Source organism: Nocardia brasiliensis, from assembly GCF_011801125.1.
GTDB classification, from domain to species: domain Bacteria; phylum Actinomycetota; class Actinomycetes; order Mycobacteriales; family Mycobacteriaceae; genus Nocardia; species Nocardia brasiliensis_C.
On sequence record NZ_CP046171.1, the window covers coordinates 673,983 to 694,515 of the forward strand.

The window sequence follows — 20,533 nt, forward strand, 5'->3', positions numbered from 1 at the left end:
ATTCCTGTGAACGAGATCAGCGGGTGGGTTGGCGTTCCTCCGGATAGACGTCGTCGTCGGAGAGCAGCGCGCTGCCCGCGACCTGGTCCTGGGCCAGGGCCTCGAGGAAGGCGCGAGCCCAGCGGTCCACGTCGTGCGCGAGCACCTGACGGCGCAGCGAACGCATCCGGCGGCGCTTGGTGTCGCGGTCGTCCTCGACCGCGGAAACGATGGCGTCCTTCACGCTGTCCAGGTCGTGCGGATTGCACAGGTAGGCCTGGCGCAATTCGGCTGCCGCGCCGGTGAATTCGCTGAGCACCAGCGCGCCGTTGAGCCCGCTGTGGCAGGCGACGTACTCCTTGGCGACCAGGTTCATGCCGTCGCGCAGCGGCGTGACCAGCATGACGTCGGCCGCCACGAAGAAGGCGATCAGCTCGTCGCGGGGGATGGGCCGGTGCAGGTAGTGCACCACCGGGTAGCCGACCCTGGCGAACTCGCCGTTGATCCGGCCGACCTGGCGCTCGATGTCACCGCGCATCTGGATGTAGCTCTCGACGCGCTCACGGCTCGGCGTGGCCAGCTGCACCATCACCGTCTCCGCCGGATCGATCCGCTGCTCGAGCAGCAGCTCCTCCAGCGCGTTGAGCCGGATGTCGATGCCCTTGGTGTAGTCCAGCCGGTCGACACCGAGCAGGATGGTCTTCGGATTGCCTAGCTCGGCACGGATTTTCGCGGCCCGCTCGCGGATCGAACGGCGCCGGGAATGCTCGTCGAGCTCGGCCGAGGAGATCGAGATCGGGAACGCGCCAACCCGCACCGTGCGGAAACCGACCTGCACGACGCCCAGCTTGGAGCGCACGCCGACGGTGCCGCGCGAGGTCGGTTGACCCGCCAGCCTGCGCGCCAGATACAGGAAGTTCTGGGCGCCGCCGGGCAGATGGAAACCGATCAGGTCCGCGCCGAGCAGACCCTCCACGATCTCGGTGCGCCACGGCATCTGCATGAACAGCTCGACCGGCGGGAACGGGATATGCAGGAAGAAACCGATGGTCAGGTCGGGCCGCAGCATGCGCAGCATCTTCGGCACCAGCTGCAACTGGTAGTCCTGCACCCAGACGGTGGCGCCCTCCGCGGCCACCTTGGCGGTGGCCTCGGCGAAGCGCCGGTTCACCGTGACGTAGGCGGCCCACCACTTGCGGTCGTAGACCGGCCGCACGATCACATCGTGATACAGCGGCCAGAGCGTGCCGTTGGAGAAGCCCTCGTAGTAGTCGGCGACCTCCTCGGCCGAGAGCGGGACCGGATGCAGTTCCAGGCCGTCCTCGATGATCGGATCGACCTCCGCGTCCGGCACCCCCGCCCAGCCGACCCACGCGCCTTTGTTGTTGCGTAACACCGGTTCCAGCGCGGTGACCAGCCCGCCGGGGCTACGTTTCCACCGGCTCGTCCCGTCCGGCAGCCGTTCCAGGTCGACCGGAAGCCGATTGGCGACAACCACGAAACCCGAACCGGATTCGGCCGGGCCGAGCTGGGCTTTCGAGTTGTCGTCTGCGGTGTCTAGGGCGGGTTCGGAGCCGTCGGACGAAGTCATCTGGTGCACTCACGCATCCTTTGCGCGTCGCTGGGTCCCACAAGTTCTGGGTGGCTCGACGTCGCCGTTGGCGTCGAAGTAGAACGGGGCTATTCGACCCGGGAGCTGGGACCGATGCCGAGCATCGACAGCAGCATCCGGCATTCGTCGGCGTCCTCCGCGTAGGCGGCGACGACGCGCTGAGCCTGTCGCGCGGTCTCGTCGGCCAGTGGTTCCAGATCGTCGTCCGCGATGTCGTTCGCGCTGCCCTTCGCGGCCATCTTCAAGTCCTCCCGGTTCACTACGCTCGTACGTGCGAATAGTCAATGGTATCTGGCGCCGCCAGGTGCGGGTGGTACCCGCGTCACACCGGCCCACGGCCGGGTGTGCCGCCTCCGCTCGCCCCTATACCGTGGGGGACAGCAGCAACTCCACGAAAGGGTCGACATGCCGCTGGCCACGGTGAACGGAATTTCCCTCAACTACCAGGTCAAAGGTGACCGTGCGCGGGGTACCGATGTCAAGGGGTCGGGGCCGCTTGTGGTCATGATCATGGGCACCGGCAGCCCAGGGCGGGTGTGGGAGCTGCACCAGGTGCCCGCACTCGTCGCCGCCGGATACCGGGTGTGCACCTTCGACAACCGCGGCATCGCCCCCACCTACGAGGCGGCCGACGGCATGACCATCGATCAGCTCGTCGCCGACACCGCCGGGCTGATCGAGCTACTGGACGAGGGCCCGGCACTGGTCGTCGGCACCTCGATGGGCGCGCGGGTGGCCCAGGAGTTGGCGCTCGCCCGGCCCGAACTCGTGCGCAAGGCCGTCTTCATGGCAGGCCACGGGCGGCTCGACCAGTTCCAGAAGACCCTCTCGCTCGGCGAGCACGAACTCGACGCCGGCGGGGTGCGGCTGCCCGCGAAATACGAGGCCGCGGTGACCGCGGTGATGAACCTCTCGCCCGCGACGATGGCCGAACCGAACGCCGCCCGCGACTGGCTCGACCTGTTCGAGTTCACCGGCGGTCCGGTGACCCCGGGCATCCGGGCCCAGCGCCGGATGGACCACGACTTCGACCGGGTGCAGGCCTACCGCGCGATCACGGTGCCGTGCCTGGCGGTCGGTTTCGCCGACGACCGGATGATCCCGCCCTACCTGTCCAGGGAGATTGCCGACGTGATCCCCGGTGCCCGGTACCAAGAAGTCCCCGATGCGGGCCACTTCGGCTACTTGGAGCGGCCGGAAACGGTCAACAAGATCCTGCTCGATTTTTTCGCGAGCTGAGTTCTGCCTGCCAGAGGTAACCCCCCCAGGCGTAACGTCAGCCTTGCTAGTGTCGAAACTACGCTCGGGACTCTAACGGTGCGGACGTCCGTGGAACCTCGGTTCATCGGGCCTGTGCCGGGGTGAACCACGAGCGGTCCCGTACATAGCGCCAGTATCCAGTGAGGTGAAATTGAGCACCAACCCCTTCGATGACGAAGACGGCCGCTTCTTCGTCCTGGTCAACGACGAAGAGCAGCACTCCCTGTGGCCCGCCTTCGCGGAGGTCCCGGCCGGATGGCGTGTTGTGTTCGGTGAGGACAGCCGAGCCGCCTGCGTCGAGTACGTCGAGAAGAACTGGACGGACATGCGTCCGAAGAGCCTGCGTGACGCGATGGCCGCCGACGATGCGGCCCGCCAGGGCGCCCAGTCCTGATCCGCGGTATCTGATACTGCGCCGGGACATTTGAACGATCGCCGTCTGCGTGACACCGCAATGCCGGTGTCGCGCGGACGGCGTGCCCGGTTATGATGACAACCGCTTTCGAGCGGACCCGCCTCCTTAGCTCAGTGGTAGAGCACTCGCCTTGTAAGCGAAAGGTCGTCAGTTCAATCCTGACAGGGGGCTCCAGTCGAGCGCGTCGGTGTCGGTGTCGGTGCGCTCGTTCGTGTGTAGAGGCCCTGTCGTTTGTGTAAGCGAAAGGTCATCAGTTCAATCCTGACAGGGGCTCAAGCGTCCCTGACCTGCATGAACAGCAGGCCAGGGATTTCTTTTAGGCGGGAGCTGGCCAAGGCGGTGGCCCGAGGCCGAAGGTTCGTGCGCCGGTGACACCGATTTCGACCGGCCTCACCGAGGAATACGATGTGTCGCGGTTCGACTGTGGCAAGGACGATCGCGCCGACGTCGGTCAATCGCGCCGAGGACGGCATTCCGGGCAAGCTGGCGGCTGGAATGCGGACGGTGCCTGCCTTCCTGCTGGCCAAGTTCGCCCTCGATGTATCCCTGCACGGTCAGGGATATGGGGCAGATCTGCTGGTCGACGCCATCTCGAAGCTGATGGGAGCCGCACAGGTGTCGGGCGGGCGGCTGATCGTTGTCGACGCGATCGATGAGTCGGCGTTCGACTTCTATCGGAAGTACAACTTCGTACCCGTCGGCAACACACCTGGCCGTCTGGTCATGAAGATGTCAACGGCGTTGGCGGCCTTCGGTATCGGCTGATAGCGGAGTAACGCAGGTAGCCATGCGTTGCCGGTGGGCCGGGCGCCCGCCGGTGGCGGGAGTTGTCGGTGGGGGGTGGTAGTTGTGGGGGCGGTTGGGGTTGATGGTTTGTGGACGGAGGGGAAGGGATGCGGCCCAGTACGAGTCAGTTGGTCAATGACATCTGTGATGAGTTGGAGCGGATGCCGGAGGGGTACGGGTTGCCGTTGTGGCCGCCGCGCGCGGAGCTGGGGACAGCGAAAAGGGCGGCCGGACAACCTGGTTCGGTGTCGGGCCGCCCTGGGCTCGCGCATCGGGTGCGGCGTGCTCAGTCGGGGACGTTCGCTCCGTAGCCGAGGTCGCGCAGCGCCTGCTTGATCCTGGTCTGGGCGTCGTCCAAGGATTCGGGCGACGGATTGGTGTCCGCGCCGGAGATGTCGAAGTCGCCCATGGTGAACGCCGGGAAGACGTGGACATGCAGGTGCGGCACCTCCAGTCCGGCGATGAGCAGGCCGGCGCGCGGGGCGTCCCAGGCCTGCCGCACCGCCTGCCCGATCTTCTGGGCGACGCCGGTCAATCGGGCGAACGTCTCGGTGTCGACGTCCTGCCACTGATCGATCTCGTTGCGGGGCACCACGAGGGTGTGCCCTGGCGTGACCGGGGCAATGGTGAGGAAGCCGACGAATTCGTCGTCCTCCCAGACGAATCGACCTGGAAGCTGACCGGCGATGATCGCGCTGAAGACAGAAGCCATACAGCGCAGACTAGGCCCTGTCGGACAGGTCCGGCCGGATGCCTCCGCGGCGAGCTGGACCGCGGAGGCACCGGATGGGACTCATCAGGGGCTGGCCCGGGGCCGGTGCGGACTACACCGACACGAAATGCGACAGGATGCCCTGCACCTCGTAGATGTCGACCTGGCGGTTGAACCGCTTCTGCACCGGATCGGGATTGCCGGAGATCCAGATGGCGAGCTCGGCATCGAGGTCGAAGGTGCCCGCGGTCTCCACCGCGAAGTGCGTGATCGCCCGGTAGGGAATGCTGTGATAGCTCACTTTGCGTCCGGTCATGCCCTGCTTGTCGACCAGGATCAGGCGGCGGTTGGTGAACAGGATGGCGTCGCGGACCAACAGGTAGGCCGCGTAGACCTGTTCCCCCTCGCCCATCAGCTTCGCGTATTCCTGTTGTGCCCGACCGGGATCGATCCGCCCGGCGTTGCCCATGATTCCGTCGATCAAGCCCATCGTCGTCATCCTCCGCGTGATCCGGGTGTGGCAGGCTCGCGGCGGTATGCCGGAACCGTCCCTTTCCATGATGCGCGTCGCGAACCCGATATTCGATGGTCGCCTGCCGTTCATGAGCCGAGGCGTGGCCTGCTGCGGCTTCACCTAAGCTGTCTGCCGTGCGCGTACTCGTCATCGGTTCCGGAGCCCGTGAACATGCCCTCGTCCTTGCGCTGCGCAGGGACCCCGCGGTGACGGCGCTCGTCGCCGCGCCGGGCAACGCGGGCATCGCGCAGCACGCGGAGCTCAGGCCGGTCGATCCGTGCTCGGCGGAGGCCGTGGTTGCGCTGGCCACCGACATCGAGGCCGACCTGGTGGTGATCGGTCCCGAGGTGCCGCTGGTGCTCGGTGTGGCCGACGCGGTCCGGGCGGCGGGCATCGCCTGCTTCGGCCCGTCGGCGGCGGCCGCGCGGATCGAGGGCTCCAAGGCCTTCGCCAAGGACGTGATGGCGGCGGCCGGGGTGCGCACCGCGCACAGCGAGATCGTGGACAATCCCGCCGACCTCGATGCCGCGCTGGACCGCTTCGGCCCGATCTGGGTGGTGAAGGACGACGGCCTCGCCGCGGGCAAGGGTGTCGTGGTCACCGCCGATCGGTCGGCGGCCCGCGATCACGGCGCCGAACTGCTCGAGCAGGGACATCCGGTGCTGCTGGAATCGTTCCTGGACGGTCCGGAGGTTTCGCTGTTCTGCCTGGTCGACGGCGAGACCGTGGTGCCGCTGCTGCCTGCGCAGGACCACAAGCGGGTCGGTGACGGCGACACCGGCCCGAACACCGGCGGCATGGGCGCCTACACCCCGCTGCCGTGGCTGGCCGTGGACGCGGTCACGGCGATCGTCGAGGATGTCGTGAAACCCGTTGCCGCCGAACTGGTTCGCCGGGACAGCGGATTCTCCGGGCTGCTGTACGCCGGTCTGGCGATGGGGGCCGCCGGGCCCGCCGTCGTCGAATTCAACTGCCGCTTCGGCGATCCCGAGACCCAGGCGGTGCTCGCCCTGCTGGAAAGCCCGCTCGCGGAACTGCTGAATGCCACCGCCACCGGCACGCTGGCCCAGGTCGCGCCGCCGCGCTGGCGCGCAGGTTCGGCGATCACCGTGGTCGTCGCGGCCGAGAACTACCCTGGCCGCCCGCGCATCGGCGATGTGATCTCCGGGGCAGGCGAGGGCGCCCCCGACGACACGGCGGCGGTGCTGCACGCGGGCACCGCGTTGCGGGAGGACGGCGCGCTGATCTCGGCGGGCGGGCGGGTGCTCAACGTGGTCGGCGTCGGCGCCGATCTCGCCGAGGCACGCGCCAACGCCTACGCGCGCATCACCTCGATCAAGCTGCCCGGCAGCCACTACCGCACCGATATCGGCCTCGCCGCGGTGGAGAACCGCATCACGGTGCCCGACCGCGCCGCCGCGAAATAAGCCGGACGCGCGGTCGGTCCGCGCGGAACCGGCCGCCGCTGGCTCAGCCGAAATTGAGCCCGTGCGTGGCCAGCCACTGGCGCGGATCGACGTGCTGCCCGCCGACGATCACCTCGAAGTGCAGGTGCGGACCGGTCGAGTCGCCGCGGTTGCCCATGCGGGCGATCTGCATACCCGCGGGGACGCGCTCGCCTCGGGAGACGAAGAAGTCGTACATGTGGCCGTACACGGTGATCGAGCCGTCGTCGTGCCGGATGCGTACCCACAGCCCGAATCCTTCGGCCGGGCCCGCGTCGATGACCGTGCCGTTGGCGACCGCGTAGATCGGGGTGCCGATCGGACCCGCGATGTCGATGCCGTTGTGGAAGGTGCCCCAGCGCGAACCGAATCCGGAGGTGAACACCCCGCGCGCGGGCATGACGAAGCCGCCGATGCCGGGCAGTACCGCGCCGGGCCTCGGGGTGGTGCCGCCCGCCATCCACGGTTGGTATTCACCGGCCGCCGCTGCGGCGGCCTCGGCCTTGGCACGTTCCAGGGTGGCGCGCGCGGCGGCCGCCACCACCGCCTGCTCGCGCAGGCGTTCACCGTTGGCGATGGCGTTGAGGTAGCGGCGCACCGAGGGTGGGGTGGTCTGCATCTGTAGCGGGTAGGCCACGGCCACGCGCTGGACGTGGTCCGCCTCGGGCACCCGGTCGGTGATCGTGCCGGTGTAGGCGGTGTCCCCCGCGGCGAACACGGCGGTGACCACGAGCCCGGTGAGCAGCACGCGATGCTTGCGCAGCAGGGCGCGCAGCTTGTCCGGGTCGGGACGGCGCCGCGCCCACAGCTCGGGCAACTCGGCCCGGCGTCGCCACAGTTCCCGCGGGTCGGGGCGGTGTCGCAGCAGTTCGCTTCGGCGCACGCGATCGAGCAGCGCGCGGCCGCCCTGGCCGGGCTTATCCCGCATCCGGGCACGCCAATCCGGCGGAATGACCACGATGCCGCCCGCTCCGCGCACCCGGTCGCGGCCGGCTCGTCGCGCATTCTCGAGCATCAGAGCGACCATAACCCTGGTCGCGGCCGCGCGCAGGACCGCAACACGCAGGGGCGGGTTACGGCGGAGTCTGCGCGACGAGACGAAAGCGCGGCAGCCGCGCGCTGCCGTCGGGGGACACCGTCTACCGTCTTGCGGGTGTCCAGAGAATCTCGCCGGTCGACCATTCCACCTTTCTACGTGATGGATGTCTGGAAAGCTGCGGCGCAACGGGCCAGAACGCACGGCGACGTGCTGGTGCTCGCCGCTGGACAGCCCTCGACGCCCGCGCCGGCGCCGGTGCTGCGCGCGACGGGCGCCGCGATCGAATCCGAACTGCTCGGCTACACCGAGACCTTCGGCATCCTCCCGTTGCGCGAGGTGATCGCCGCGCACCACACCGAGATCTACGGCTACCCCGTCGACCCGGACGAGGTCGTGGTCACCACCGGATCGTCGGGCGCGTTCTCCCTGATCTTCCTGGCCGCCTTCGATCCGGGCGACACCGTGGTGGTGGCCAGGCCCGGCTATCCGGCCTACCGCAACACCCTCACCGCGCTCGGCTGTCGCGTGGTGGAACTGGACTGCGGCGCGGAAACCCGGTTCCAACCGACCGTCGCCATGCTGGAGGCCTTGCCCGAACCGCCGGCGGGGCTGGTCGTCGCGAGTCCGGCGAACCCGACCGGCACCATGATCGCGCCCGCCGAACTCGCCGCGTTGGCGCGCTGGTGCGAGGAGCGCGGGACCCTGCTCATCTCCGACGAGATCTATCACGGCATCACCTATGCGGGCGCGGACACCGCGACCTCGTCGGCATGGGAGACCTCGCGCGAAGCGATCGTCATCGGGTCGGTGTCCAAGTACTTCTCGATGACGGGCTGGCGGCTCGGCTGGATGCTCGCCCCGGCCGGATTGCGCCCGGCGCTGCAGCGGCTGGCCTCCAACCTGACCGTGTGCCCGCCGGCGATCTCGCAGTACGCGGCGCTGCACGCGTTCGGCGCGGAAGCCAAGGCCGAGCTCGACGGTCACGTGCGCCGGTACGCGATCAACCGGCAGTTGCTGTTGGACGGACTGCCGACGCTGGGCATCACCGATCTGGCGCCTGCCGACGGCGCGTTCTACGCCTACGCCGACATCGGTCACCTCACCGACGACGCCCGCGGCTGGTGTGCCGACGTGCTCGAGCACACCGGGGTAGCGCTGGCACCGGGCCTCGACTTCGACACGGTGCACGGAAACCGGACAGTTCGGTTCTCCTTCGCGGGCGCCACCGCGGACATCGAGGCTGCGCTGCTGCGTCTAGGGCGCTATCTCGCTGTTTGATCATCTTGTACGGCAACAACTTTCCGCAGTTCGGCACCGTGACCGCGCGGATGCGGTAAAACATCGATGGTTGCTTTTCCTCGCTGATTTCCCCTGGAAGAACTGATGACGACTGGCACGATGGCACGGTGATCACCGCGACGACCCCGAAAGGCGAACGGCGTCGCCAGGCTTTGGTAGCCGCGGCCGCCGAGTTGTTGCTCGAAGGCGGATTCGAGGCAGTGCGGCACCGTTCGGTCGCGACCCGTGCCGACCTTCCGTTGGCGTCGACCACCTACTACTTCGAATCGCTGGAAGATCTGATCGCGCGCGCGGTCGAGTTCAGCGGCAACGTGGAACTCGACGCCATGCGCCGCCGGGTCGGCGAGGTGAGCCACCGCCGCCGCGGCGCCGAGGCGACCGTCGATCTGGTGCTCGATCTGCTGGTCGGCGCCGACGGGCACGACGAGGGCGCGCGCGGGCAGCTGATCGCCCGCTATGAGCGTTCGGTCGCCTCGGCCCGGCACCCCGAACTGCGCGAGGTCCAGTTGCGGTTGCGTGCCCAGCTCGACGAGTTGCTCGCCGACGTGCTGCGCCGCTCCGACCGGCTGGTCCGGCCCGAGCAACTACGCAGGCTGGTCGCGGTGGTGGACGGCGCCGTCGTCGCGGCGCTCACCGAACTCGACCCCGAACCCCGTCGAATGGCGCGCGGGGCCCTGCTCGAGGTGATCGACATCGTCGCTCCGGCGACGCCCCAGCAAGCGGACCGTTTCCGCACATTAGACTGACGTGACGTGAGCGAGCGTAGCGAGGGAACCATAGACACAGCGCCCGGCGGCGCGACGGAGCCGAGCGTTAGCGAGGCGCAGTCGTGAGCCTCGTCCCTAACGTCCTTGCTACCCGATACGCCAGCCCCGAACTGGTGCGGCTGTGGTCGCCCGAACACAAGATCGTGCTCGAGCGGCGGCTCTGGCTGGAGGTGCTGCGGGCGCAGTCCGAACTCGGAATCGAGCTTCCCGCAGGCGTTCTCGCGGACTACGAGCGCGTGCTCGAGCAGGTCGATCTGGCCTCGATCGCCGAACGGGAGCGGGTCACCCGCCACGACGTGAAGGCGCGCATCGAGGAGTTCAACGCGCTGGCCGGGCACGAGCACGTGCACAAGGGCATGACCAGCCGCGACCTCACCGAGAACGTGGAGCAGCTGCAGATCCGGCTCTCGCTCGAGCACGTGTACGCCCACGGCGTCGCGGTCGCGGCCCGGCTGGCCGAGCGGGCCGCCGAATACCAGACGCTGGTGATGGCGGGACGCTCGCACAACGTCGCCGCGCAGGCCACGACGCTGGGCAAGCGATTCGCCTCGGCCGCCGACGAGCTGCTCATCGCCCTCACCCGGGTGCGCGAGCTGATCGACCGGTATCCGCTGCGCGGGATCAAGGGGCCGATGGGCACCGCCCAGGACATGCTCGACCTGCTCGGCGGCGACCCGGCGAAGCTGTCCCGATTGGAGCAGCAGGTCGCACGGCATCTGGGCTTCGCGAACGTACTCACCAGCGTCGGCCAGGTGTATCCGCGCTCGCTCGATCACGACGTGCTCTCCGCGCTGGTCCAGGTGGGTGCGGGTCCGTCGTCGTTCGCGCACACCATTCGGCTGATGGCCGGGCACGAGCTGGTGACCGAGGGGTTCCAGCCGGGCCAGGTGGGCAGTTCGGCGATGCCGCACAAGATGAACACCCGCTCGTGTGAACGCGTGAACGGCCTGCAGGTGGTGTTGCGCGGGTACGCGTCGATGGCCGCCGAACTGGCCGGCGCGCAGTGGAACGAAGGCGACGTGTTCTGTTCGGTGGTGCGCCGCGTCGCGCTGCCCGACGCGTTCTTCGCGATCGACGGCATGATGGAGACCTTCCTCACCGTGCTCACCGAGTTCGGCGCGTACCCGGCCGTGGTCGCCCGCGAACTCGACCGCTACCTGCCGTTCCTCGCGACCACGCGGATTCTCATGGCGGCCGTCCGTACCGGCGTCGGCCGCGAGACCGCGCACGAGGTCATCAAGGAGCACGCCGTCGCCGTCGCCCTCGCCATGCGCGAGCAGGGCCGCGAACCCGACCTGCTCGACCGTCTGGCCGCCGACGAGCGTCTCCCGCTCGACCGCGCCGCCCTCGACGCCGCCCTGGCCGACAAGTCCGCCTTCATCGGCGCCGCCGAGGCCCAGGTCTCCGACGTCATCGCCGCCGTCCAAAAACTGGTCGACGCCAACCCCGCAGCCGCCCAGTACGCCCCCTCCCCGATCCTCTAGCCCCACCCCCGATGTCCTAGGCGTCAGCGCCTGCGGGAGCGCGGCACCCGACTGCCCGACGATGGCCGATTCGTCGCGGGGTTAGGGTGCTGCGGTGGATCCGTACACGATATTTGGGGACATTGTGGCTGGGCGGGCGCCGGCGAGTCGGGTGTTCGAGGACGATGATGTGTTGGCGTTCATGGATATTCGGCCGATGACGCCGGGGCACGTGCTGGTGGTGCCGAAGGTGGCGGCGCGGAGTCTGGCCGAGCTGGATCCGGTGGTGGGCGGCAAGCTGTTTCAGGTGGGGCAGCGGGTGGCGGCCGCGTTGCGGGCCAGCGAGGTCGGCTGCGACGGGGTGAATTTCTTTCTGGCCGACGGGGTTACGGCGGGGCAGGAGGTGTTCCACGTGCACCTGCACGTGATCCCGCGGACCCTGGAGGACGGTTTCGGATTGCGCGGCCGCCCGACCAGTCCGCCGCGGGCCGATCTGGACTACCTGGCCGGGTCGATCCGCGGGGCGCTCGAACGCTGAGCCGCCCGGCTTACATACTGGGCAGTTTGCTGAATAGACGCTCGAACCAAGATCGCTTCCGTCTCGTCGTGCCGTGGGATACCTTGAAGGTCATTGTCTTGCGGTGATGGAGGTGGGGACGTGCGGCGAACATCGGTTGCTGTGGCAGTGCTGACCTTGGCGCTGGGCCTGGCGGTACCCGCCTTGGTCGGCTCCACGAGAGCGGCGGCGGCGCAGATCGTGCGCATCGACCGGCTGACCCCCACCCGTTCGGCGCTGTTCATCGATTCCCCCGCGATGAGCCGCACCATTCAGGTGCAGGTGCTGCATCCGGCCGGCGGCGGCGCCCGCCCGACCTACTACCTGCTGGACGGTCTCGATCCCGGCACGACCCAGAGCACCTGGACCAACGCCACCGACGCCGAGCGCTTCTTCGCGGGCTCGCGGGTCAACGTAGTGCTGCCGGTCGGCGGTCAAGCCAGCTACTACACCGACTGGCAGCAGGACGACCCCCGCTTCGGCCGCTACCGGTGGGAGACGTTCCTGACCGAGGAGCTGCCGCCGCTGATCGATACGGCGTTCCACGGCAACGGCGTCAACGCGATCGGCGGGCTCTCGATGGGCGGTAACGCGGCCTTCATCCTCGCCGCCCGCAAGCCGTGGCTGTATCGCGCGGTCGCGGGGTACAGCGCCTGCCCCGATACGGGTTTGGCGATGGGCGCTGTGATGTTCTCGATCGCCAACCGCGGCGGGAATCCGCTGAACATGTGGGGCCCGCCCGGCAGCCCGGCGTGGGCCGAACACGATCCGGCGCTGCTGGCGGAGCACCTGCGCGGCAAGACGATCTACCTCTCCTCCGGCACCGGTATCCCCGGCCCGCACGAGCTGGAGATCAAACCGCAACTCGCGGAGAACATTTTCCTCGGTGGCCCGGTCGAGGTCGGCGCGAACACCTGTGTGATCGCGTTCGAGCAACGCTTGCGCGCGTTGGGAATTCCGGCCCGGGTCGACTACAGCCCCACCGGAACCCACTCGTGGTCGTACTGGCAGGACACCCTGCACGCGTCGTGGCCGACCATCGCACCCGCCATCGGCGCCTGACCGGTTCTGCTGCGAGACAACGGGTTCGACTCGGTGCCGGCCGCCCGCACCGGATCACCGCCGAAGGTGTGGCTCGCCCTTGACGACGTGGATCGGCATCACCGTCGATCGCCGGTAGGCGCGGCGGCAGGCCAGGGCAGCACCGCGCGCAGCCGGAAGCCGCCGGCCTGGTCGGGCCCGTAATCAAGGGTGCCGCCGACCAATTCGGCGCGCTCGGTGAGTCCGAGCAGGCCGTACCCGGAGGACGGGATCGACAGCCCCGGCCCGCGGGCGGCGGAGTTGCGGACGATCAAGGTCAGGTCGGCGCCGGGACCGCCGTCGATGCGCACGCGCACCGGGGCACCGGGGGAGTGCTTGCGCGCGTTGGTCAATCCCTCCTGGGCAATGCGATACGTGGTTCGTGCGCTGGTCGCGGGCAGCTCGGCGGTGGTGGTGTCGGTGAGCGTGACGTCCATGCCGAGCGCACGGGCTTCGGTGACGAGTCGCGCCAGGTCGGCCGAGGTCGGCTGGGGCGGTTCCGGGGTGTCGTCGGCCGTGGCGGTGTCCGCGCGCAGCACGCCGAGCACCTCGCGCAACTCCTGCAGGGCCAGATGAGCGTTCTCGGCAATGGTTTTCGCCGTCGCGGCGGTCTGCTCCCTGGTCAGATCGGTGCGGAAGCCGAGCGCGCCCGCGTGCATCGCCACGACCGAGATCCGGTGCGCCAGTACGTCGTGCATCTCCCGTGCGATGCGATTGCGTTCCAGCAGGCGCGCCTCGGCGGCGCGGGCATGCTGCTCACGTTCGGCGGTTTCGGCGCGGGAACGCAGCGACCACAACAGATCTCGCCGGGCGCCTACCGCGATGCCGATCGCGACGATGGTGGCGACGGTCGCCGTGAGCACCATCGCGCCGTACCAGGTCGGCGGGTCGGCCTGCTGTTTCGGATAGAAGAGGTTGTCGGTGAACAGGCCGGTGCCGATGCAGACGATCGATATCGCGATCGTCTCGGGATAGCGCCTGCGGGTGGCCAGCGAGCACAGCACGAGCGCGACCGCTCCGTTCGCCGCCACCGAGACGGTGGCCAGCACCAGCACGATCGCCGCGATGGTGACCGGGTATCTGCGCCGCAACAGCGTGAGCAGGACGCAGACCACGCCGAGCGCCGGGTCGGCCACGTGGAACCAGGCCAGCTGCATCGTGTCGAGCGGGGCCATCTCGCCCTGGACGGTGCTCCAAGCCAGTATGCCGATCAGCGTCACCACCACCAGCCGCCAAGCCTGCGACCACCACCGCAACGGTGACGCCGACGGCGGAACAACGCTGGTCATGACGCGACTTTAGGCGGCGGGCCGGGGCGCGCGCATCGCTCTGCAGGGCGAATCACGAACGACCAAAGGATGAATCGAGGACCGACCGATGGCCGATGCGGGCAACCGGGTGGGTGGCCGACCATGGGGACCGGTGCCGGACGCGGTCCGGCCCGGACAACGGTGAAGGGATCTCGTGGTGGCCAAGAACGTGTGGATCGGCTTGCAGATCGTCGGCATGGTCGTGCTGATCGCATCGGCGCAAGCGGCCATCCGGCTTCTGGTCGATCACCGGAAATCGCAGCTGTGGGGCCTGTTCGACTGGGTGCCGGGCGGCTGGGGCGGCGAGCTGGCCGCCCTGCTGGTGCTGGCGGCGGCCAGTGCGGTCCTCGTGGGCCGGGCGCAGGGCAGGGCCAAGGTGCTGGACTGCTGATCCGCTAGTTCGGTTGGCGGCGCAGCGTGCGGAACAGCGCGAACACCACCAGGGCCGCGGCCGCCACCGCGGGCGCGAGCACGACCGGACCGGCGGGCAGGCCGAGGAATTCCACGGATTCGACGACGGTGAGCCGCCCGCGGACCTCGTCGTCGGTGGGCGCGGTGGCGAAGGTGAAGTCGGTCGAACCGGTCGAGGGGTCCGGGATCGCGACCGACAGCTTCGTCAGATAGTTCCGTCCGCCCTCGGCCATGCCCGTGAACGTCGGGCTCGCGGTGTCGGCGAGCCGTCCGGCGAACTCGACCTCGACGCTCTGCGCGGTGGCGGCGGCATCCGAGCGTGTCATGCGGTGGGCGCTCAGCAGGTACAGCCGCACCCGCTGCGGTGTGTCCGCGGGACCGGAGATGCGCATGGGGTAGACGGGATGTTCGGTCGCGAAGCTCAACCGGATCGGATCGATCCGTCCGGTCAGCGAGGACGGCCCCGTCGGTGAAGCGGGCCGGGTGAGCCGGATCGCGACGAAGGACCAGCCGTCCCTCCCGTAGGCGTCCAGGGTCGTATTCGTCTCCGGCCGCAGCGTGTAGCCGGTCGCGGCCAGCCACGTTCGCAGGTCGGCGAGTTGGGTGCCGGTGAAATGGAACGTCTCGAACGGCCCCGTCGGTTGGTCCGGCTCCGTCTCGTGCGGCCTGTCGGCGGCGCCGGTCGGCGGATCGGCGGCGAACCACCGTCGCTCGGTGACGATCTGCGGCAGGGTCAGCCGGTTCAAGTCGACGAAGGTGTTCCCGGCGACCGGTTCCATGGTGGCCCGGCTCGGCGTCGGCACGACGAGTACCGCATTGTCGGTGTCCGCCAACAGATTCAGGTCCAGCACGAGGGTCTCGCGCCGGCCGTCCCAGCCGAGCAGCGCGGCTTCCTCGGCGATCTGCGCCTGCCGTCCCGCCGGTACCGCGAGCGCCGCGGGGGCTGCCGCCGCCGGGCTCGCCGCGCCGAGTCCCGCCACCGCGGACAGTATCGTCGCGGCGACAGCCACTCGGCAGGCAACGGCGATACGCATACGCGCAACCCTACGACACGGCGCGGACACGCCGATTCGACCGGGCGACACGCCGTTTCATTCTCGCGGCGCGCCGATACGGCTGAGCGTACCGACGATGTCGGTCGACGCTCAGGCGCTGTGCGCCACGCTCGCGGCATAGGGCGGATAGTCGCTGTAACCCGCCGCGGTGCGGCCGTAGAGCAGTTCCTCGCGCACCGTGGCGAGCGGCAGGTCGTGCGTAATGCGGTGCACCAGATCGGGATTGGCGATGAACGCGCGACCGAACGACACCAGGTCGGCGAGCCCGCGCGCGAGGACATCCTCCGCGCCCGCGGCCGAGGTGGGTGCGCGGTTCTCGCCGATGTTGGCGATGAGGGTGCCGTGCCAGCGCGGCCGCAGGTCGGTCAGCGCCGGATAGTCGTCGTTGTCGATCAGGTGCAGGTAGGCCAGGTCGCGCCGGTCGAGCTCGGTGACCAGCGCGCGATAGAGCGGCCCTGGATCGGCCTCGACCATGTTGAACTGCGGATTGCCCGGGGAGAGCCGGATCCCGGTGCGGTGCGCGCCGATCTCGCCCGCCACCGCGTCGACGATGGCCAGCGGCACCCGCATGCGATTGGCGTGCGAGCCGCCGAACTCGTCGGTGCGCAGGTTGGTGTTGTCGGCCAGGAACTGGTGGATGAGATAGCTGTTGGCGCCGTGGATTTCGACGCCGTCGAAGCCCGCCTCGATCGCGTTGCGGGCGGCGACGGCGTGCTGTTCGATCGCGGCGGTGATTCCGGCACGGTCGTAGGCGGCGGGGGTGATGGGGTCGGCCTTGCCGCCCGCGATCAGGTGCACCCGGTCCGCGTCGAGCACGGCCGACGGTCCCGCCGGCCAGGAGCCATCGATGCGGGCGAGCGGATGCCCCTTGCGACCACCATGCATGAGCTGGGCGAAGATCCGCCCGCCCGCGGCGTGCACGGCCGAGGTGACCTCCCGCCAGGCCGCCACGTGCCGGTCCGTCTGCAGCCCCGGTGACCACGCCTCGCTCTGGCCGGTCGAGTGCGGCCACAGGCCCTCGGTGACGATCAGCCCGGCGGTCGCGCGCTGGGCGTAGTAGTCGACGACGTCCTGGGTCGGCGCGCCGTCGGGTTGCGAGCGCAGCCGGGTCATCGGGGCCATGACGATGCGGTTGGGAGTGACGAGTTTCGGAGTGCGGTATTCGGTCAGCAGCCTCATGCCTGTACCGTAAAACCTGACATCAATGTCAGGTCAAGGAGCGATTGTGCGCATCGGAGAATTGGCCGAGCAGACCGGCGTCAGCGTCCGGTCGCTGCGGTACTACGAGACCAAGGGGCTGCTCGCCGCCGACCGGACCTCCGGTGGACAGCGTGAGTACCCGCCCGCGGCCGTCGAGCGCGTGCGCCGCATTCAGGAGATGTTCGCGGCCGGACTGCACAGCGACACCATCGGCGAACTGCTGCCGTGCATCAACGACGTGGACGGCACTCCCAACGCGTCGGCCACTCCGTTGCTGTTGGAGCGGCTCACCGAGGAACGCCGCCGGATCGAGCAGGCGTTGCGCGATCTGCAGAGCACCCAGCAGGTCCTCGACGGCGTCATCCATGCCGCGGCCGACCACGCCGCAGCGCCGCGGCGCGCCGGGAGAACATCGGACCTCTGACCGGAAGGCCGGAGTGTGCCCGCTGATCAGCGGGGAGTTCGGGTCCTGCCGGGACCGCGGGGCCGCGCGCCACTACGGTGGAGCGCATGGCTCTCGACAGTGGTACCGGAACGATCTCAGACCTGGGCGGGGTGGCCGCGCCGATCGCGAAGACGGTGCCCACCGAACGCGTGCACCACGGCGACGTGTTCGTCGACGAGTACGAATGGCTGCGGGACAAGGACAATCCCGAGGTCATCTCCTACCTCGAAGCCGAGAACGCCTACACCGAGGCGCAGACCGCGCATCTGGCCGGGTTGCGCGAGCGCCTCTTCGACGAGATCAAGTCGCGCACCCAGGAGACCGATCTCTCGGTGCCGACCCGGATGGGCGACTACTGGTACTACTCGCGCAGTTTCGAGGGCAAGCAGTACGGCGTGCACTGCCGGTGTGCGATCGCCGCGGACGCCGACGGCATCGACGCGTGGACCCCGCCGCGGCTGGAGGCCGGCGTCGAGGTGCCGGGCGAGCAGATCTTGCTGGACAGCAACGTGCTCGCCGAGGGCCACGACTTCTTCGCGCTCGGCGCGTACTCGATCAGCCACGACGGCAACCTGCTCGCCTACTCCGTGGACACCAACGGCGACGAGCGATATGTGCTGCGCTTCAAGGATTTGCGCACCGGCGAGCTGCTGCCCGACGAGGTCGCTGAGACAGCGCCCGGCGCGACCTGGTCGCTGGACGGCACGCACGTCTTCTATCAAACGGTCGACGAGTCGTGGCGGCCCGACACCGTGTGGCGGCACCGGCTCGGCACCGCGCCCGACGCCGACGTCAAGGTGTTCCACGAGCCGGACGAGCGGTACTGGGTGAGCGTGGTCTCGACCCGCTCGGAGAAGTTCCTGATGATCTGGGTCGGCTCCAAGATCACCACCGAGGGCTGGGTGCTCGAGTCCGACAACCCCGAGGGCGAGTTCCGGGTGATCCTGCCCCGCCGCGAGGGGGTCGAGTACTCGGCCGAGCACGCGGTGGTGGCCGGCGAGGACCGTTTCCTGATCCTGCACAACGACGTCGTGGACGGGGTGAAGGCGGAGAACTTCGTGCTCGCCGACGCCCCGGTGGCCGACCCGTCGAATCAGACCCTGCTGATCGGGCACCGTGACGACGTGCGGCTCGAGGACATCGACGCGTTCGCCGATCATCTGGTGCTGAGCTACCGGCGCGAGGCGCTGACCCGGGTGGCGGTCTGGCCGCTCACCGCGCAGGGCTACGGCGAGCGCAAGGAACTCGACTTCGACCTCGAGCTGTTCTCTGTCGGCGCGGGCGCCAATCCCGAATGGGCGCAACCGACCTTGCGCATCGGGCTGAGCTCGTTCATCACGCCGGTGCAGGTGTTCGACTACGTGCCTGCCACCGGCGAGCTGCTGCTGCGCAAGGAGCAGCCGGTGCTCGGCGGCTACGACGCGAACGACTATGAGCAGCACCGTGCGTGGGCCGTGGCCGCGGACGGTACTCGGATCCCGATCTCGCTGGTCTACAAGCGCGGCGTCCCGCTCGACGCGCCGAAGCCGTTGCTGCTCTACGGGTACGGCTCCTACGAGGCGAGCATGGACCCGTCCTTCTCGGTCTCGCGCCTGTCGCTGCTGGATCGCGGCATGGTGTTCGCGGTCGCGCATGTGCGGGGTGGCGGCGAGATGGGCAGGCTTTGGTACGAGCACGGCAAGACCCTGACCAAGAAGAACACCTTCACCGATTTCGTCTCGTGCGCACAGCATTTGATCGACACCGGCGTCACCGCGGCGGATCGGCTGATCGCCGACGGCGGTAGCGCGGGCGGCCTGCTGATGGGTGCGGTGGCGAACCTGGCGCCGGAGTTGTTCGCGGGCATCCTGGCCAACGTCCCGTTCGTCGACCCGCTCACCTCGATCCTGGATCCGTCGTTGCCACTCACCGTCATCGAATGGGACGAGTGGGGTAATCCGTTGGCGGACAAGGACGTCTACGACTACATGAAGTCCTACGCGCCCTACGAGAACATCGAGGCCAAGAACTACCCGGCCATTCTCGCCATCACCAGCATCAACGACACCAGGGTGCTCTACGTGGAACCGGCCAAGTGGGTGGCCAAGCTCAGGGCCACCAAGACCGGCGACGCCCAGCTGCTGCTCAAGACGGAGATGAGCGCGGGCCACGGCGGTGTCAGCGGCCGGTACGAGAAGTGGAAGGAAGTCGCCTTCGAGTACGCGTGGGTGCTGGACCGGGTCGGTCTCGCCGACGCGTGAGCCGACGCGGTGCGCTCGCCGGAGCGCACCGCACCGCGGTCCGCCGAATCGCACGCACCGTAGGTTGCCGGAATACACCGCACCGTGGGTCGCGACCTGGCCCGATGCTGTTCGTCGCGCGGTCACCGGGCCTGCACGCCGTGGACATCTGCCGCGGGCATCGTGGGTGCATGAACGCTGAGCTGATCGTCTCGATCTCCGGTATCAGGGACACCACCCGGGACGCGGCGATCGAGTTCGCCGCCGCGATGGACCAGCGCGGCGTGCCGCTGTCGCTGCTCGTGGCGCCCCGGCTGAAGGGCAAGTACCGCCTGGTCGATGATCCCGCGACGCAGGCCTGGCTGCGTGGGCGCCGGGCCCGCGGCGACGCCATCGTGCTGCACGGCTACGACCAGGCGGCAACGAAGCGCCGCAGGGCCGAATTCGCGACGTTGCCTCGGCACGAGGCGAAGTTGCGGCTCACCGCGGCGGACCGGGTGCTCGAGCAGGTGGAGCTGCGCACCCGACTGTTCGCCGCCCCGCGCTGGGATGCCTCGGCCGGTGCCGTCGAGGCGCTGCCCGAGGTCGGCTTCCGGGTCGCCCTCGGCCTGACCTCGCTGCTCGATCTGGAAACCAACGTGGCGCAGAAGGCGCGGGTGTACGGCATCGGCGAGGGCTTTCGCGCCGAGCCGTGGTGGTGTCGCGCGCTGGTGATGGGCGCCGCGCGCACCGCACGTCGCGGCGGGCTACTGCGCCTTGCGGTCTCGGCCGCGCAGCTGCAGCGCTCCGGCCCGCGGCAGGCAATGCTGGACGCCGTCGATCTCGCGCTGTTCCACGGCGCGGCGGGCGCGGTCTATCGGTGGGAGTCGCCCGCGATCGCGCGTGCGGCCTGACACACCGCACGCCGCGCTCGGTGCGCGGTGCCGGGCGATCATCGACACGAATCGGTAGTCGCGCGATATTTCC

Annotated in this window: 21 protein-coding genes and 1 tRNA gene; 14 read left to right on the top strand and 8 right to left on the bottom strand. The window is 69.1% G+C overall.

Annotated features, from left to right (window positions below):
* Window positions 1-16: 16 nt before the first annotated feature.
* Window positions 17-1,570 carry an alpha,alpha-trehalose-phosphate synthase (UDP-forming) gene (locus F5X71_RS03190; RefSeq protein ID WP_167466170.1) on the bottom strand — a complete coding sequence of 518 codons (1,554 nt, stop codon included), beginning with the start codon at window positions 1,568-1,570 and terminating at the stop codon, window positions 17-19.
* Between the two features lie 89 nt (window positions 1,571-1,659).
* Window positions 1,660-1,830, bottom strand: coding sequence for a hypothetical protein (locus tag F5X71_RS03195; RefSeq protein WP_014981427.1), 171 nt, complete (start codon window positions 1,828-1,830; stop codon window positions 1,660-1,662).
* 166 nt (window positions 1,831-1,996) lie between these two features.
* On the opposite strand from F5X71_RS03195, the gene F5X71_RS03200 reads away from it, so the two are divergent.
* The 4 genes from F5X71_RS03200 (at window position 1,997) to F5X71_RS03215 (ending at window position 4,031) form a co-directional block, all read left to right on the top strand.
* Window positions 1,997-2,830 carry an alpha/beta fold hydrolase gene (locus F5X71_RS03200; protein WP_167460595.1) on the top strand — a complete coding sequence of 278 codons (834 nt, stop codon included), beginning with the start codon at window positions 1,997-1,999 and terminating at the stop codon, window positions 2,828-2,830.
* A gap of 172 nt (window positions 2,831-3,002) precedes the next feature.
* Window positions 3,003-3,245: an MbtH family protein gene (locus F5X71_RS03205; RefSeq protein WP_011207082.1), complete on the top strand. Its 243-nt coding sequence runs from the start codon at window positions 3,003-3,005 to the stop codon at window positions 3,243-3,245.
* 120 nt (window positions 3,246-3,365) lie between these two features.
* Window positions 3,366-3,440 (top strand) — tRNA-Thr (locus tag F5X71_RS03210).
* Between the two features lie 249 nt (window positions 3,441-3,689).
* Window positions 3,690-4,031, top strand: coding sequence for a GNAT family N-acetyltransferase (locus F5X71_RS03215; RefSeq protein ID WP_167460596.1), 342 nt, complete (start codon window positions 3,690-3,692; stop codon window positions 4,029-4,031).
* 307 nt (window positions 4,032-4,338) lie between these two features.
* On the opposite strand, the gene F5X71_RS03220 is transcribed toward F5X71_RS03215, so the two are convergent.
* The gene (locus F5X71_RS03220; protein WP_167460597.1) at window positions 4,339-4,764 is read right to left on the bottom strand and encodes an HIT family protein; all 426 of its coding nucleotides are present in this window, start codon (window positions 4,762-4,764) and stop codon (window positions 4,339-4,341) included.
* Window positions 4,765-4,876: 112 nt separating this feature from the next.
* Window positions 4,877-5,254: a PH domain-containing protein gene (locus F5X71_RS03225; RefSeq protein ID WP_167460598.1), complete on the bottom strand. Its 378-nt coding sequence runs from the start codon at window positions 5,252-5,254 to the stop codon at window positions 4,877-4,879.
* A 158-nt stretch (window positions 5,255-5,412) separates the two neighbouring features.
* Between F5X71_RS03225 and purD the strand changes: the two genes are divergently transcribed.
* On the top strand, window positions 5,413-6,705 hold the full coding sequence (gene purD / locus F5X71_RS03230) for a phosphoribosylamine--glycine ligase (RefSeq protein WP_167460599.1): 1,293 nt from the start codon (window positions 5,413-5,415) through the stop codon (window positions 6,703-6,705).
* 43 nt (window positions 6,706-6,748) lie between these two features.
* Here purD and F5X71_RS03235 read toward each other — a convergent pair whose 3' ends face one another.
* Entirely contained in the window at window positions 6,749-7,738 is a 990-nt protein-coding gene (locus tag F5X71_RS03235; protein ID WP_167460600.1) for a M23 family metallopeptidase, read from the bottom strand.
* Window positions 7,739-7,876: 138 nt separating this feature from the next.
* Here F5X71_RS03235 and F5X71_RS03240 point away from each other — a divergent pair, with 138 nt between their 5' ends.
* From F5X71_RS03240 to F5X71_RS03260, 5 genes are all read left to right on the top strand, one after another.
* Complete coding sequence (locus F5X71_RS03240) at window positions 7,877-9,040, top strand: pyridoxal phosphate-dependent aminotransferase (RefSeq protein WP_167460601.1); 1,164 nt, start codon at window positions 7,877-7,879, stop codon at window positions 9,038-9,040.
* Window positions 9,041-9,168: 128 nt separating this feature from the next.
* A complete protein-coding gene (locus F5X71_RS03245) occupies window positions 9,169-9,807 on the top strand; it encodes a TetR/AcrR family transcriptional regulator (RefSeq protein WP_167460602.1) in 639 nt (212 codons plus the stop codon).
* An 83-nt stretch (window positions 9,808-9,890) separates the two neighbouring features.
* On the top strand, window positions 9,891-11,312 hold the full coding sequence (gene purB, locus F5X71_RS03250) for an adenylosuccinate lyase (protein ID WP_167460603.1): 1,422 nt from the start codon (window positions 9,891-9,893) through the stop codon (window positions 11,310-11,312).
* Between the two features lie 94 nt (window positions 11,313-11,406).
* Window positions 11,407-11,829 carry an HIT family protein gene (locus F5X71_RS03255; protein WP_167460604.1) on the top strand — a complete coding sequence of 141 codons (423 nt, stop codon included), beginning with the start codon at window positions 11,407-11,409 and terminating at the stop codon, window positions 11,827-11,829.
* A gap of 120 nt (window positions 11,830-11,949) precedes the next feature.
* A complete protein-coding gene (locus F5X71_RS03260) occupies window positions 11,950-12,909 on the top strand; it encodes an alpha/beta hydrolase (protein WP_167460605.1) in 960 nt (319 codons plus the stop codon).
* 98 nt (window positions 12,910-13,007) lie between these two features.
* Here the strand turns inward: F5X71_RS03260 and F5X71_RS03265 are convergent, their stop codons facing one another.
* Window positions 13,008-14,216 carry a sensor histidine kinase gene (locus tag F5X71_RS03265; protein ID WP_167460606.1) on the bottom strand — a complete coding sequence of 403 codons (1,209 nt, stop codon included), beginning with the start codon at window positions 14,214-14,216 and terminating at the stop codon, window positions 13,008-13,010.
* A 178-nt stretch (window positions 14,217-14,394) separates the two neighbouring features.
* On the opposite strand from F5X71_RS03265, the gene F5X71_RS03270 reads away from it, so the two are divergent.
* Window positions 14,395-14,628, top strand: coding sequence for a hypothetical protein (locus tag F5X71_RS03270; RefSeq protein ID WP_167460607.1), 234 nt, complete (start codon window positions 14,395-14,397; stop codon window positions 14,626-14,628).
* A gap of 4 nt (window positions 14,629-14,632) precedes the next feature.
* On the opposite strand, the gene F5X71_RS03275 is transcribed toward F5X71_RS03270, so the two are convergent.
* Together F5X71_RS03275 and F5X71_RS03280 are read right to left on the bottom strand one after the other, a co-directional pair.
* Entirely contained in the window at window positions 14,633-15,682 is a 1,050-nt protein-coding gene (locus tag F5X71_RS03275) for a DUF2330 domain-containing protein (RefSeq protein ID WP_167460608.1), read from the bottom strand.
* 111 nt (window positions 15,683-15,793) lie between these two features.
* Window positions 15,794-16,882: an alkene reductase gene (locus tag F5X71_RS03280; RefSeq protein WP_167460609.1), complete on the bottom strand. Its 1,089-nt coding sequence runs from the start codon at window positions 16,880-16,882 to the stop codon at window positions 15,794-15,796.
* A gap of 46 nt (window positions 16,883-16,928) precedes the next feature.
* On the opposite strand from F5X71_RS03280, the gene F5X71_RS03285 reads away from it, so the two are divergent.
* From F5X71_RS03285 to F5X71_RS03295, 3 genes are all read left to right on the top strand, one after another.
* The gene (locus F5X71_RS03285; protein WP_167460610.1) at window positions 16,929-17,327 is read left to right on the top strand and encodes a MerR family transcriptional regulator; all 399 of its coding nucleotides are present in this window, start codon (window positions 16,929-16,931) and stop codon (window positions 17,325-17,327) included.
* Between the two features lie 86 nt (window positions 17,328-17,413).
* Window positions 17,414-19,588, top strand: coding sequence for a S9 family peptidase (locus F5X71_RS03290; RefSeq protein WP_167460611.1), 2,175 nt, complete (start codon window positions 17,414-17,416; stop codon window positions 19,586-19,588).
* A gap of 170 nt (window positions 19,589-19,758) precedes the next feature.
* Window positions 19,759-20,460: a DUF2334 domain-containing protein gene (locus F5X71_RS03295; RefSeq protein ID WP_167460612.1), complete on the top strand. Its 702-nt coding sequence runs from the start codon at window positions 19,759-19,761 to the stop codon at window positions 20,458-20,460.
* Window positions 20,461-20,533: the final 73 nt, after the last annotated feature.

Coding starts and splice junctions, on each gene's coding strand:
- F5X71_RS03275 (WP_167460608.1), bottom strand. CDS start 15,682: ATGCGTATCGCCGTTGCCTGCCGAGTGGCTGTCGCCGCGACGATACTG.
- F5X71_RS03295 (WP_167460612.1), top strand. CDS start 19,759: ATGAACGCTGAGCTGATCGTCTCGATCTCCGGTATCAGGGACACCACC.
- F5X71_RS03265 (WP_167460606.1), bottom strand. CDS start 14,216: ATGACCAGCGTTGTTCCGCCGTCGGCGTCACCGTTGCGGTGGTGGTCG.
- F5X71_RS03200 (WP_167460595.1), top strand. CDS start 1,997: ATGCCGCTGGCCACGGTGAACGGAATTTCCCTCAACTACCAGGTCAAA.
- F5X71_RS03225 (WP_167460598.1), bottom strand. CDS start 5,254: ATGGGCTTGATCGACGGAATCATGGGCAACGCCGGGCGGATCGATCCC.
- F5X71_RS03235 (WP_167460600.1), bottom strand. CDS start 7,738: ATGCTCGAGAATGCGCGACGAGCCGGCCGCGACCGGGTGCGCGGAGCG.
- F5X71_RS03220 (WP_167460597.1), bottom strand. CDS start 4,764: ATGGCTTCTGTCTTCAGCGCGATCATCGCCGGTCAGCTTCCAGGTCGA.
- F5X71_RS03195 (WP_014981427.1), bottom strand. CDS start 1,830: ATGGCCGCGAAGGGCAGCGCGAACGACATCGCGGACGACGATCTGGAA.
- F5X71_RS03290 (WP_167460611.1), top strand. CDS start 17,414: ATGGCTCTCGACAGTGGTACCGGAACGATCTCAGACCTGGGCGGGGTG.
- F5X71_RS03190 (WP_167466170.1), bottom strand. CDS start 1,570: ATGACTTCGTCCGACGGCTCCGAACCCGCCCTAGACACCGCAGACGAC.
- F5X71_RS03280 (WP_167460609.1), bottom strand. CDS start 16,882: ATGAGGCTGCTGACCGAATACCGCACTCCGAAACTCGTCACTCCCAAC.